Below are 13128 nucleotides of genomic sequence, written 5' to 3' on the forward strand. Positions count from 1 at the left end.
CTATAATCGCGAATCTTCCGCCGGCCGGCACCCGATCACGTGCGTGCCGCGATCACAAGTAAGGGTGTTCGAGAGAGATCAGATGCGGGCTTTACTCTGGTGCGTATTGTTGCCTTGGCTGGGGTTCGTCGCGCAGGCCGGGGCGGTCGGTTTCCAGGTAACGGACATTCGCGTCGAAGGTCTGCAGCGGATCACAGCCGGTACCGTATTCAACTACCTGCCGGTCAAGCCCGGCGACCAGGTCGATCTGAAACAGACCTCGGACATCGTCCGGGCACTCTACAAGACCGGCTTCTTCAAGGATGTCCGACTCGAAAAGCAGGGCAGCGTACTGGTCGTCGTCGTGACCGAGCGGCCGGCTATCTCTGAGATCAATTTTTCCGGCAACAAGTCGATCGACAGCGACGCCCTGAAGCTCGGGCTCAAGGAGATCGGGCTTGCGGAAGGACGCACCTTCGAGCGTTCGGTGCTCGAGAAGATCGAGCAGGAACTCGAGCGGCAGTATTTCAACCAGGGCAAGTATGCGGTCAAGCTGACGTCCACGGTGACGCCGCTGGAACGCAATCGCGTGTCGATCGACATCAATGTCGTGGAAGGCAGGACGGCGCGTATCAAGAAGATCAACATCGTCGGCAACCAGAACTTCGACGAAGATGACCTGCTCGACGAGTTCGAACTGTCGACCGGCGGGTGGCTGTCCTGGCTGACCCGGGACAACCAGTATTCGCGGCCCAAGCTGGCCGGCGACCTGGAGGTGCTGCGCTCCTACTACCTGGATCGCGGCTACGTGAATTTCAAGATCGAATCGACCCAGGTCACGATCACCCCGGACAAAGAGGACATCTACATCACGATCAATGTCACCGAAGGCGAGGTGTTCTCGATCAGTGATATCCGTCTCGCGGGCGACATCGAGGGAGAGCCGGACGAGTACTTCCCGTTGATCCACCTGCAGCGGGGACAGCCGTTCGCACGCAAGGCCGTGGTCGAGAGCAGCGACCGCATCTCCGCGAAGCTGTCCGACCTCGGTTTCGCGTTCGCGAACGTCAACAGCATTCCCGAGATCGACGAGGAAGGCAAAACCGTCGCAGTGACGTTCTTCGTCGACCCGGGCAAGCGCGCCTACGTGCGGCGCGTCAACATCAGCGGCAATTCGCGCACCCGCGACGAGGTGATTCGCCGCGAGTTCAGGCAGATGGAGTCGACCTGGTTCTCCGGGGAAAAACTGAAGCTGTCGCGCGAGCGCGTCCAGCGCACGGGTTACTTCGACGGGGTCTCGGTGGAGACGCCCTCGGTTCCGGGCTCGGCCGACGAGGTCGACATCAACATGACGGTCACCGAAAAGCCTTCCGGTTCGCTGCTGGCGGGTATCGGGTTCTCGCAGTCGGATGGTGTCGTGGTCAATGCGTCGATCAGCCAGGACAACTTCGCTGGCACTGGCAAGAAGGTATCGCTGGCGTTGAAGACCAGCAGTGCGAACCAGCACTACCAGGTGTCGTACACCAACCCGTATTACACCGTCGACGGCATAAGCCGGGGTTTCGACCTGAGCTATCGTTCGACCGACTTCGACGACCTCGATACCGCCGACTACAAGACAGACGATCTGATTGCCGGCATGAGTTTCGGCATCCCGTTGAGCGAGTTCAACCGGTTCAATTTCGGCGTCGCCCTGCATCACATCGATTTCGAAGTGGGTTCACAGCCGTCGGAGGAGGTGCTGCAGTTCGAAGAGGACGAGGGCAACCAGTTCCTCAATCTCGAACTCACGCTGAACTGGCGTCACGACTCGCGCGACACGGCGATCTTTCCGAAGGCCGGTGCATTGCAGTCGTTGTTCGCCGAGGCCAGCGTGCCGGGCAGCGATCTGAGTTACTACAAGATCTCGTATGAACACCGCCGCTACTGGCGGGTGGCTGGCGAACTGGTGTTTTCGTTGAGCGGCGAGATCGGATACGGCGATGCGTACGGCAAGACCACCAGCCTGCCGCTGTGGGAACATTACTACGGCGGCGGTCCGGGAACGGTGCGCGGTTTCGCCGCCCGTTCGATCGGGCCACGTGACTCGCAAGGCGATCCGATCGGTGGTAATGCGATCTATGCGGGAAGCGCCGAACTGCTGTTCCCCCCGCCGTTCCGTGGCGCCGGTGAATCGGTGCGCCTGGCGGCGTTCGTCGATGCGGGTGCGGTGATCGACACGCGCGATACCGACCTGTTCGATACCGATGAGTTGCGTTATTCGGCAGGCCTGGGCCTATCCTGGTTGTCGCCGGTCGGCGCACTCACGATAAGCTACGCCATACCGTTCCAGGCAGACGACCAGGACGAGAAAGAAGAGTTTCAGTTCTCGTTGGGTACAACGTTCTGAAGTTGAGGGGTGAAATGATGAGATTCCGATGGATGGCCATACTGCTGGCCGCCGCGAGTTGCCTTTCGGGCATTTCATCCGCAGCGGAGGTGTCGGTCGCGGTGGTCAATGTGGCGCGCCTGCAGAACGAGGTGCCGCAGATGGCGCGGGTGCGCGAAAAGATCAAGCAGGAGTTCGTCGCGCGCGAGGCCAAGATCACGGCGCAGGAAGAACAGATCGGGCAGCTCGAAGAGAAACTGGTGCGGGATCGCAGCAATATCAGCGATGCCGAGGCGAAGAACCTGCAGCGCGACATCCGTTCGCGCACCCTGCGATTCGAGAACGCCAAGGAAGAACTGGAGAGTGACCGGCGCCTGCGGCTCAACGAAGAGATGGACCGCCTGCGCCGGGTGTTGTCGGAGGTGATCGCAGAGGTCGCGAAGGCCGAGCAACTGGATATCGTTCTGGAGAGCGGTGTCACCTGGGCCTCCGAGCGCGCGAATATCACCGACAAGGTGCTGGCGCGCATGCGCGAACTCGACCAGGCCGCGAAGTAACGGGTCGCATGGGGTTCACGCTTGGACACTTGGCGGAGGTGGCCCGCGCGCAGCTGCGCGGTGATCCGCAGATCGTGATCGAAGCGGTGTCGACCTTACAGGATGCGCGGCCGGGCTCGATCAGCTTTCTCGCCAACCGCCGCTACCGGTCTTATCTCAAGGACACCCATGCGTCCGCAGTCATCCTGGAAGAACAGGACGCCGCCGATTGCCCGGTAGCGTGTCTGGTCACCGACAACCCCTACCTGGCGCACGCGCGCGTGATGCAGGCCCTGCATCCCGACCCGGCCGTCGAGCCGGGGGTGCATCCGACGGCCATCGTGGAACCGGGTGCAACGGTGGCCGACACGGCGCAGATCGGCAGTAACTGCTACGTCGGGCGCGGCGTCACGATCGAGGACGCGGTGGTGATCGGCCCCGGCTGCGTCGTGCTGGAGAATGCCCATGTGGGTGCGAATTCCCGCCTGGTCGCGTCGGTTACGCTGTGCCCGGAGACCCATCTGGGCCGGCGTTGCCTGATCCACCCGGGCGTGGTGATCGGTGGCGACGGTTTCGGTCTCGCCAACGATCAGGGCGCCTGGCAGAAGGTGCCGCAGATCGGCCGTGCCGTTCTCGGCGACGACGTCGAGGTCGGTTCGTGCTCGTCGATCGATCGCGGTGCGATCGGCGACACCCTGATCCACGACGGCGTGAAGATCGACAGCCAGGTGCATATCGCGCACAACGTGGAGATCGGCGAGCATACGGCGATCGCCGGTTGCGCGGCGGTGGCCGGATCGACCCGCGTCGGCGCCTATTGCACCATCGCCGGCGGGGCGGGCATCACCGGACACGTCGAGCTGACCGACCGGGTGCACGTCTCCGGGGTCACCTCGGTAACGCGATCGATCACCAAGCCAGGGGTCTACACCAGCACGGTCCCGGCGATGGAGCATTCGATATGGATGAAGAATTTCGCGCGTCTGCGCCAGCTGGATGACATGGCGCGGCGCATCAAGCAGCTGGAGCAACAGCTGGCCGCATTGCAGCGGTAAGCCGATAAGTACGGCCGAGATGGGCGGGTACCTCTGGGACGCACCGACCGGACAACTAGAAACATTCCTTGGAGGTCACTTTAGACGCTATGGACATACTCCAGATTCAAAGCATGCTGCCGCACCGTTACCCGTTTCTGCTGGTGGACCGGGTGCTCGAGAGCGAGCCCGGCAAGCGGCTTGTCGCGATCAAGAATGTGACCTTCAACGAGCCGTTCTTCCAGGGGCATTTCCCAAGCAAGCCGGTGATGCCCGGTGTATTGCTGATCGAGGCGATGGCCCAGGCCACCGGACTGCTGGCGATGGAGAGCGCCGATGTGCCGAAGGAGGCCATCTACTACCTGGTCGGTGTCGACAAGGCGCGTTTCAAGCGCCCGGTCGTACCCGGCGACCAGCTGGTGTTCGAAGTCGAGGTGCTCAAGCACAAGCGTGAGATCTGGGTTTTTGCCGCCGAGGCAAAGGTCGACGGCAGCGTCGTCGCGTCCGCCGAGATCATGTGTACTGCGCGGAATCTCTGAACGTGATCGATCCGCACGCACTGGTCGACCCGGACGCGGAACTGGACGAGGGCGTCAGCGTCGGTCCGTTCAGCGTGATCGGTGCGGGTGTGCATATCGGCCGTGGCACCACGATCGGACCGCACGCGGTGATCAAGGGTCCCTGTCGCATCGGTCGGGACAATCGGATCTTTCAATTCGCGTCGATCGGCGAGGATCCCCAGGACAAGAAATACGCCGGCGAGCCGACCTCGCTGGAGATCGGTGACCGCAACCAGATCCGCGAATTCGCGACGGTCCACCGCGGCACCGTGCAGGACGAGAGTTGTACCCGCGTTGGCAGCGACAACCTGCTGATGGCGTATACGCACGTTGCCCACGACTGCCGCATCGGCAATCACGTGATCCTCGCGAACGCCGCTTCGCTCGGTGGTCATGTACGAATTGCCGACTGGGCGATTCTCGGCGGCTTCAGCATCGTCCATCAGTTCTGTCGCATCGGTGAGCACTGTTTCACCGCGATGGGCAGCGCGATCAGCAAGGATGTGCCGCCGTACATGATGGTCGGTGGCCATCCGGCGCGGCCGCATGGCATCAACAGTGAAGGGTTGCGCCGGCGGGATTTCTCGGCGCAGCAGATCAGCAACATCAAGCGGGCCTACAAACTGCTCTACAGGTCCGGGCTGGCACTGGCCGAGGCGAGTGCGCAGATCGCCAGCGCGGCGGAGCAGAGCCCGGAGTTGCGCGTGATGGTCGATTTCCTCGCAGCGAGCGAGCGCAGCATCGTACGTTGACCTTGGCGATGGGGCTGCGGATAGGCATCGTCGCCGCCGAACCCTCCGCCGACCTGCTGGCGGCCGGTCTGATGCGTGCGCTGCGTGAACAACTTCCGGGGGTACGCTTCGAAGGTGTCGCGGGTCCGCTGATGCAGGCGGAAGGCATCGACCAGTGGGCGCCGATGGACAGTCTCTCGGTGATGGGCCTGTTCGAGGTGTTGCGTCACCTGCCGCGCCTGTTGCGGCTGCGCAGTCGGTTGTTGGCGCGGTGGCGGGATACGCCGCCCGCACTGTTGATCGGCGTCGATGCCCCGGATTTCAACCTGACCCTCGAGCAACGCCTGCGTGACAGCGGGGTGCCGACGGTGCATTACGTCAGTCCCACCGTCTGGGCGTGGCGCAGCGGACGGGTCAAGAAGATCCGCAGCGCGGTAGACCTGCTGTTGACGATCTTTCCGTTCGAGACCGACTTCCTCGCCGCACGTGGTGTCACCGCCCGCTACGTCGGGCATCCGCTGGCCGCCGAGATGCCGCTCGCACCGGATCGCGACGCCGCCCGCCGCGCCCTGAAGATCGACCCGGCGGCGCCGGTGCTCGCGGTGTTGCCCGGCAGTCGGCGCAGCGAGGTCAGCCGCCTGACGCGGCCGTTCGTGCAAACGGCCGCGGCCCTGCACGCCGAGCAGCCGCGCCTGCAGATCGTCGTACCGCTGATCAACGAGGCCACCCGCGCGCTGTTCGAGGCCGATTGGCGACGCTATGCGCCGCAGCTGCCGGTCTCGATGTCGCTTGGCACCAGCCGCGCCGCGATGGCCGCTGCCGACGTGCTGCTGCTCGCGTCCGGTACCGCGACCCTGGAGGGCCTGTTGAGCAAGCGTCCGATGGTGGTCGGTTACAAGGTCAATCCGGCCACCTATGCGGTGGTCCGCTGGTTGCGCCTGCTCAAGGTCGAGCACGTCGCGATCGCGAACCTGCTGGCCGGTGAGCGCCTTGCCCCGGAACTGATCCAGGATGCGTGCGAGCCCGAGCGGCTGCTGCCGCCGTTGCGCGATTTCCTTGCCGACGCCGGGCTGCGGAACAGGATCGCGGCACGCTACACCGAGATCCACCGCACCCTGCGGATCGACACCAACCAGGAGGCGGCGCAGGCGGTGGTGGCATTGCTCAGGGAGCGCGGCCTTGTCTGAAGGATGGCAGTGTGGGATCGACGAGGTCGGCCGGGGACCGCTGGCCGGTCCGGTGGTCGCCGCCGCGGTGATTCTCGACCCGGCGCGGCCGATCGAGGGGCTGGCCGATTCGAAGGCGCTGAGCGCGCGGCGGCGCGACCTGCTGTTCGAGCAGATCTGCACCCATGCGGTCGCCTGGGCGGTCGGTCGCGCCGAGGTCGCCGAGATCGACCAGCTCAACATACTGCAGGCCAGCCTGCTGGCGATGCAGCGCGCGGTCGCGGGGCTGTCGCCGGTACCGGTCAGCGCGCTGGTGGACGGCAACCGGCTGCCGCAGCTGCCCTGCCCGGGGCGCGCGATCGTCGGCGGCGATGCGATCGAGCCGTGCATCTCGGCGGCCTCGATCGTCGCCAAGGTGCTGCGCGACCGCGAGATGGTCGCGATGGATGACCGCTATCCCGGCTATGGCCTGGCGCGGCACAAGGGTTATCCCACCGCCCAGCACCTCGCGGCGCTGCGCACCCTGGGGGTCAGCCCGATCCATCGCCGGTCGTTCGGGCCGGTGCGGCGGATCCTCGCCCAGCCGTGAGTGAACACGAATAATAAATTCTTTTATCAGTTGGTTATCGTTTAAAAGTGATGTTGTTTAGAGGATATGGCGCTACCGCCACGTGCACCCAGAACACCGGTCGTGTCGCGCTGGCGGGCAGGCGAGCGGACGGGTATTCTCTGAACCTCCTGCCTCATCCAGCGTGACACCGATTCGCCCGATGGCCGCCGAGTTCGTCCACCTCCACGTGCACTCCGAGTACTCGCTGGTGGACGGTGTCGCGCGCATCAAGCCGCTGGTCAGGCGGGCGGCCGAACTCGGCATGCCGGCGGTCGCGCTCACCGACCAGTCGAACATGTTCGCGCTGGTGCGTTTCTACAAGGCGGCGATGGCCGCCGGTATCAAGCCGATCGGCGGCGTCGATGCCTGGGTACGCAATCCGGACGATGCGAACAAACCGGACCGGCTGATCCTCCTGGTGCAGAACCGCGACGGCTATCGCCACCTGACCGAGCTGGTGTCGCGCAGCTATCGCGAAGGCCAGCACCTGGGACGCGCGATGATGGAACTCGACTGGTTCACGCCGCAGTCCACGGCCGGGCTCATTGCGTTGTCCGGGGGACGCGAGGGCGACGTCGGTCGGGCGCTGATCGCCGGCAACCAGCGGCTCGCCGAGCAGCGCCTGGACGCCTGGCTGGCGTTGTTCGGTGACCGGTTTTACCTGCAGCTGGTGCGTACCGGGCGCGAGAACGAGGAGGACGCGGTGCACGCCAGCGTTGCGCTCGCCGCGGCCAAGGGCGTGCCGGTGGTCGCGACCAACGGGGTCTGTTTCCTTACCGCCAACGAGTTTCAGGCGCACGAGGTGCGCGTCTGTATCCACGAGGGGCGCACCCTCGACGACCCGCGCCGGGTAAAGGGCTATTCGCCGCAACAGTTTCTGCGATCGCCCGACGAGATGGCCGAACTGTTCGCCGACATACCCGAGGCGCTGCAGAACGCGGTCGAGATCGCCAAGCGCTGCAACCTCGAGATCACGCTGGGCAAGAACTTTCTGCCGGACTTCCCGATCCCGCAGGACATGACGATCGACGACTTCTTCCGCGCCGAGTCGCGCAAAGGTCTGGAATGGCGCCTGCGACGCATCCTGGATCCGGACGCCGCCGACTTCGCCGAGCGCCGCAGGCCGTACGACGAGCGTCTCGAGATCGAACTCGACGTGATCACCAAGATGGGCTTCCCCGGCTACTTCCTGATCGTCGCCGACTTCATCCAGTGGGCCAAGGACAACGATGTCCCGGTAGGTCCGGGGCGTGGTTCGGGTGCCGGGTCGCTGGTCGCATATGCACTCAAGATCACCGATCTCGACCCGCTCGAGCACGACCTGCTGTTCGAGCGCTTCCTCAACCCAGAGCGCGTCTCGATGCCGGATTTCGACGTCGATTTCTGCATGGACAAGCGCGACCAGGTCATCGATTACGTGGCGCGCAAATACGGCCGCGACTCGGTATCGCAGATCATCACCTACGGCTCGATGGCGGCCAAGGCGGTGGTGCGCGACGTCGGCAGGGTGCTGGGGCATTCGTACGGCTTCACCGACAGGGTCGCGAAGATGGTGCCGTTCGAGATCGGCATGACGCTCGACAAGGCGCTGACCGAGAGTGAAGACCTCAAGCAGGCGTACGACAGCGACGAGGAGGTCACGCAGCTGATCGACATGGCCAAGCAGCTCGAGGGCCTGGCACGCAACGCCGGCAAGCATGCCGGCGGCGTGGTGATCGCGCCCGGCAGGTTGACGGATTTCAGCCCGCTGTACTGCGAGGCCGACGGCAGCAACCTGGTGACCCAGTACGACAAGGACGATGTCGAGGCGGCCGGGCTGGTCAAGTTCGACTTCCTCGGCCTGCGCACGCTGACGATCATCGACTGGGCGTTGAAGACCATCAACCAGGTGCGTGCACAACAGGCCCAGCCGCCGATCGACATCGCGGCGATCCCGATGGATGACAAGGATGCGTTCACGCTGCTGAAGAGTGCCGAGACCACCGCGGTATTCCAGCTCGAATCGGCCGGCATGAAGCAGCTGATCAGCAAGCTGCAGCCGGACTGTTTCGACGACATCACCGCGCTGGTCGCGCTGTTCCGCCCGGGTCCGCTGCAGTCCGGCATGGTCGACGACTTCATCGCACGCAAGCACGGCATCCAGGAGGTGGTCTACCCGCACCCGGATCTCGCGCCGATCCTGGCATCGACCTACGGTGTGATCCTGTACCAGGAGCAGGTCATGCAGATCGCCCAGGTGCTGGCCGGGTATACCCTGGGCGGTGCCGACCTCTTGCGTCGGGCGATGGGTAAGAAAAAGCCCGAGGAGATGGCCAAGCAGGGCGAGATCTTCCGTACCGGCGCGGTCGCGCGCGGCGTCGAGGAGTCCACCGCGACCTATATCTTCGACCTGATGGAGAAGTTTGCCGGGTACGGTTTCAACAAGTCGCACTCGGCCGCCTATGCGCTGGTCTCCTACCAGACGCTGTGGCTGAAGACGCACTACCCGGCCGCGTTCATGGCGGCGGTGTTGTCGTCGGACATGGACAACACCGACAAGGTGGTGACCTTCATCGAGGAGTGCCGTGCGATGCGGCTCACGGTCGAACCGCCGGACGTGAACCGCTCCGCCTACATGTTCACGATCGACGGTGACGATACCGTGATCTACGGCCTGGGGGCGATCAAGGGTGTGGGCGAGGGTGCGATCGAGGGGATCGTCGAGGCGCGCGGGGCCGGTCCGTTCCGTGACCTGTTCGATTTCTGTTGTCGCATCGACCTGAAGCGTGCGAACCGCCGCGTGCTGGAATCGCTGATCCGGGCCGGCGCGCTCGATCGACTGGGCGCGAACCGCGCGACGCTGATGGTGCATCTGCCATTCGCGCTGAAGATGGCCGAGCAGTGTGCGGCGATGCAGGCCACCGGGCAGGACGATCTGTTCGGCATGTCCGAGCCGCAACCGGCGCAACCGACCACCGGCGTGGTGCCGGACGCGGTCGACGAGTGGGATGATGACCAGCGGCTGGCCGGCGAGAAAGAGACGCTGGGCCTGTTTCTGACCGGCCACCCGATCGATTTCTATGAGGCCGACCTGCGCCAGTTGGTGAATTCTCGGATCGCCCGGCTGACGCTCGACGACGTGCGCGAGACGCGCGGTCGTCGTGGCGGCGGCAAGAAGGTCGTGGTGGCGGGCATGGTGGTGGCGGTCAACCGGCGCAATACGCAGAGCGGCACCATGGCCTCAGTGTTGCTCGATGACAAGACCGGCCGGATCGAGGCGACGTTGTTCAGCCAGGCCTACGAGCGCTATCGTGACGAGGTCGCGAACGATCGTGTGCTGGTGGTCGAGGGCACGCTGGTCCACGATGAGTACCGTGGCGGCCTGAGTATCCGGGCCGATGCGGTCTGCAGCCTGGAACAGATCCGTATCGAACGCGCCGCGCTGGTCGAGGTGTGTCTGCGCGGCGAGGTGCTGCGTGAGCGTGGACTGGGTGTGGCAGCGGCGACCGACGCGCTGCGCACGCTGCTCGAACCGGTGCGCGGGGGCGCCTGCGAGGTGCGCGTCGTGTATCGCCGTGGCGGTGCCGAGGTCGGTCTGCGACTGGGTGCCGGGTGGCGGATACGGCCGGGCGACGCCTTTGTCCGGCAGGCGCAGCGACTGGTCGGCAGTGACGCGCTGGCGTTTCGTTTCCGTGCCGCACCGGCGAAGGCGCAGGCGACGGCGCCGGCGATGGATTTTGCACACTCGGGCTGACACGCCGGTGCGTCACCCCTCATCCGACCGCTGTGGCCCGGCGCAATCGGTTATCATGGCCGCCGGCAGCACCCTCAAACCCGATAGCGACGATGAATCTTGACTTTCTCGAATTCGAGCAGCCGATCGCCGAGCTGCAGGCCAAGATCGAAGAATTGCGCCTGGTCGGCAACGACAACGAGATCAACATCCAGGAAGAGATCGAACGCCTCGAGGGCAAGAGTCGATCGCTGACCGAATCGATCTTCTCGAGTCTCACGCCGTGGCAGATCTCGCAGCTCGCACGTCATCCGCTGCGGCCCTATACGCTCGACTATGTGGCGCGGCTGGTCGACGACTTCGAGGAACTGCACGGTGACCGCACCTTCGCGGACGACAAGGCGATCGTCGGCGGATTGGGCCGCATCGACGGGCGGCCGGTGTTGCTGATCGGCCACCAGAAAGGCCGCGACACCAAGGACAAGATCCACCGGAACTTCGGCATGCCGCGACCGGAAGGGTATCGCAAGGCGCTGCGCCTGATGCGCATGGCCGAGCGATTCGGATTGCCGATCATCACCTTCATCGACACGCCGGGGGCCTACCCGGGGGTCGGTGCCGAAGAGCGGGGCCAGAGCGAGGCGATCGCGCGCAACCTGTTCGAGATGGCCGGCCTGCGCACGCCGATCATCGCCACGGTGATCGGCGAGGGAGGGTCCGGGGGGGCGCTCGCGATCGGCGTGGCCGACCGTCTGATGATGCTGCAGTACAGCACCTACTCGGTGATCTCGCCCGAGGGCTGCGCCTCGATCCTGTGGAAGGACGCCGAGAAGGCGCCGCTCGCCGCCGAGGCGATGGCGATCACCTCGAAACACCTCAAGGATCTCAAACTGATCGACGACATCGTTCCTGAGCCGCTCGGTGGAGCGCACCGCGATCCGGATGCCGTCGCCCGCAACCTGAAGAAGGCGCTGTCGGCAGCGCTCGACGACGTGGCCGATCAGCCGGTCGATCGCCTGCTCGAGCTGCGCTACGAGCGACTGATGTCGTACGGTGTCGTCGCCCGCTGACCGGTCGTTCCGTCCGCAGCAGCTGCTGCCACTCATCGTCAGCGACCTGCCGCGACCGGCGTCCTACTGGGTCGGGTTCAGTGGCGGGCTCGACTCGACCGTGTTGTTGCACGCGCTCGCCGTGCTGCGCGCCGAACTGCCGGCGCCGCTCAGGGCAGTACACATCGATCATTGCCTGCAGCCGTCGTCCGGTGATTGGGCCGTCCATTGCCGTCAGGTCTGCGATGCACTCGGCATCGAACTCATCAGCCTCGTCGTGGATGCGCGTGCGGCGCCCGGTGAGAGTCCGGAGGCGGCCGCGCGACGTGCCCGCTACGCGGCGATCTCGGGCGCGCTGGGCCCGCAGGCGATGCTGTTGACGGCCCATCATCTCGACGACCAGGCCGAGACGTTGTTGCTGCAGCTGCTGCGCGGCGCCGGGGTCGAGGGCCTGGCGGCGATGCCGATGCTGCGGCCCTGGCAGGACCAGTGGCACGCCCGGCCGCTGCTCCGTTGGTCGCGTGCGGCACTGCGCGACTGGGCGCAGACCCAGGGGCTGCGTTGGGTCGAGGACCCGAGCAATGCGGCGACCGCCGCCGACCGCAACTATCTGCGCCAGCGGTTGATGCCGCTGTTGCACGCGCGCTGGCCGGGTGCCTCGCAGGCGATCGCGCGCAGCGCGGTGCACTGTGCCGAGGCCGCCGAGCTGATCGCCGAACAGAGCCGGGTCGAGTTCGACCGGGTGGCCGATGCCGAGGGCCGACGCCTGCGCGTCGACCGGTTGTGCGCATTGCCGCCGGCGGCGGCGCGGCACCTGATGCGCAGCTGGCTCAAGGTACTTGGTGCGCCGCCGATCCCGCACCGCCGCCTGCATGAGGCGCTCGGGCAATTGTGCCGGTCGCGCGCGGACGCCACGGTGCGAGTCGCCTGGGAAGGGGTCGAGCTGCGCCGCTTTCGCGGCGAGGTCTGGTTGCGGCGTTCGACCACGCCACCGTGCCCGGCGGGTCTGCTGCACTGGGGCGGAGGAGACGTGCTGGATCTGGGCCCGGGCATCGGTCGCCTGCGCCGACACCTTGCCCCGGGCGGTATCGACCGCGAGCGCTGGGAACGGGGCAGGGTCGAGGTCGGGTTCCGTGCGGCCGGACTACGCTGCCGCCCGGTGGGTCGACAGGGCAGTCGCAGCTTCAAGAAACTGGCCCAGGATGTCGGCATGCCGCCGTGGCTGCGGTCGCTGGCGCCGTTGCTGTACATCGACGGCGAGATCGCGGCGGTCGCCGACCGGGTCGTGTGTGAGCCCTTTGGCGCGCAACCGGGTGCGTCGGGATGGCACCTGGTCTGGGAAGACCCCGGCGATTGACGGCGGGCAATGGCGGCAACGCGTGG

Annotated in this window: 10 protein-coding genes; all 10 read left to right on the top strand. The window is 65.5% G+C overall.

The window, feature by feature from the left end:
* The first annotated feature begins 82 nt into the window (after positions 1-82).
* The 10 genes from bamA (at position 83) to tilS (ending at position 13102) form a co-directional block, all read left to right on the top strand.
* The gene (gene bamA, locus H6955_11370; protein MCP5314155.1) at positions 83-2368 is read left to right on the top strand and encodes an outer membrane protein assembly factor BamA; all 2286 of its coding nucleotides are present in this window, start codon (positions 83-85) and stop codon (positions 2366-2368) included.
* A gap of 14 nt (positions 2369-2382) precedes the next feature.
* Positions 2383-2904 (top strand): OmpH family outer membrane protein, encoded by a 522-nt coding sequence (locus H6955_11375; protein ID MCP5314156.1) that lies wholly within the window; start codon positions 2383-2385, stop codon positions 2902-2904.
* A gap of 8 nt (positions 2905-2912) precedes the next feature.
* Entirely contained in the window at positions 2913-3938 is a 1026-nt protein-coding gene (gene lpxD / locus H6955_11380) for a UDP-3-O-(3-hydroxymyristoyl)glucosamine N-acyltransferase (protein ID MCP5314157.1), read from the top strand.
* Positions 3939-4027: 89 nt separating this feature from the next.
* A complete protein-coding gene (fabZ, locus tag H6955_11385) occupies positions 4028-4456 on the top strand; it encodes a 3-hydroxyacyl-ACP dehydratase FabZ (protein ID MCP5314158.1) in 429 nt (142 codons plus the stop codon).
* Positions 4457-4458: 2 nt separating this feature from the next.
* A complete protein-coding gene (lpxA, locus tag H6955_11390) occupies positions 4459-5229 on the top strand; it encodes an acyl-ACP--UDP-N-acetylglucosamine O-acyltransferase (protein MCP5314159.1) in 771 nt (256 codons plus the stop codon).
* An 8-nt stretch (positions 5230-5237) separates the two neighbouring features.
* Positions 5238-6395: a lipid-A-disaccharide synthase gene (lpxB, locus tag H6955_11395; protein ID MCP5314160.1), complete on the top strand. Its 1158-nt coding sequence runs from the start codon at positions 5238-5240 to the stop codon at positions 6393-6395.
* Positions 6388-6963 carry a ribonuclease HII gene (gene rnhB, locus H6955_11400; GenBank protein MCP5314161.1) on the top strand — a complete coding sequence of 192 codons (576 nt, stop codon included), beginning with the start codon at positions 6388-6390 and terminating at the stop codon, positions 6961-6963. The genes lpxB and rnhB overlap by 8 nt, the downstream gene beginning before the upstream one ends.
* Before the next feature lie 181 nt (positions 6964-7144).
* Entirely contained in the window at positions 7145-10717 is a 3573-nt protein-coding gene (gene dnaE, locus H6955_11405; protein MCP5314162.1) for a DNA polymerase III subunit alpha, read from the top strand.
* 92 nt (positions 10718-10809) lie between these two features.
* Positions 10810-11766, top strand: a complete 957-nt coding sequence (gene accA, locus H6955_11410) for an acetyl-CoA carboxylase carboxyl transferase subunit alpha (GenBank protein MCP5314163.1) — start codon at positions 10810-10812, stop codon at positions 11764-11766.
* On the top strand, positions 11750-13102 hold the full coding sequence (tilS, locus tag H6955_11415; GenBank protein MCP5314164.1) for a tRNA lysidine(34) synthetase TilS: 1353 nt from the start codon (positions 11750-11752) through the stop codon (positions 13100-13102). Before accA ends, tilS begins: the two co-directional genes overlap by 17 nt.
* Positions 13103-13128 lie beyond the last annotated feature (26 nt).

This window comes from Chromatiaceae bacterium, assembly GCA_024235395.1.
GTDB lineage: Bacteria > Pseudomonadota > Gammaproteobacteria > Chromatiales > Chromatiaceae > Thiosocius.

Excerpts from the sequence above, each read along its gene's own strand:
- bamA (MCP5314155.1), top strand. The coding sequence starts at position 83 with ATGCGGGCTTTACTCTGGTGCGTATTGTTGCCTTGGCTGGGGTTCGTC.
- H6955_11375 (MCP5314156.1), top strand. The coding sequence starts at position 2,383 with ATGATGAGATTCCGATGGATGGCCATACTGCTGGCCGCCGCGAGTTGC.
- lpxD (MCP5314157.1), top strand. The coding sequence starts at position 2,913 with ATGGGGTTCACGCTTGGACACTTGGCGGAGGTGGCCCGCGCGCAGCTG.
- fabZ (MCP5314158.1), top strand. The coding sequence starts at position 4,028 with ATGGACATACTCCAGATTCAAAGCATGCTGCCGCACCGTTACCCGTTT.
- lpxB (MCP5314160.1), top strand. The coding sequence starts at position 5,238 with ATGGGGCTGCGGATAGGCATCGTCGCCGCCGAACCCTCCGCCGACCTG.
- dnaE (MCP5314162.1), top strand. The coding sequence starts at position 7,145 with ATGGCCGCCGAGTTCGTCCACCTCCACGTGCACTCCGAGTACTCGCTG.
- accA (MCP5314163.1), top strand. The coding sequence starts at position 10,810 with ATGAATCTTGACTTTCTCGAATTCGAGCAGCCGATCGCCGAGCTGCAG.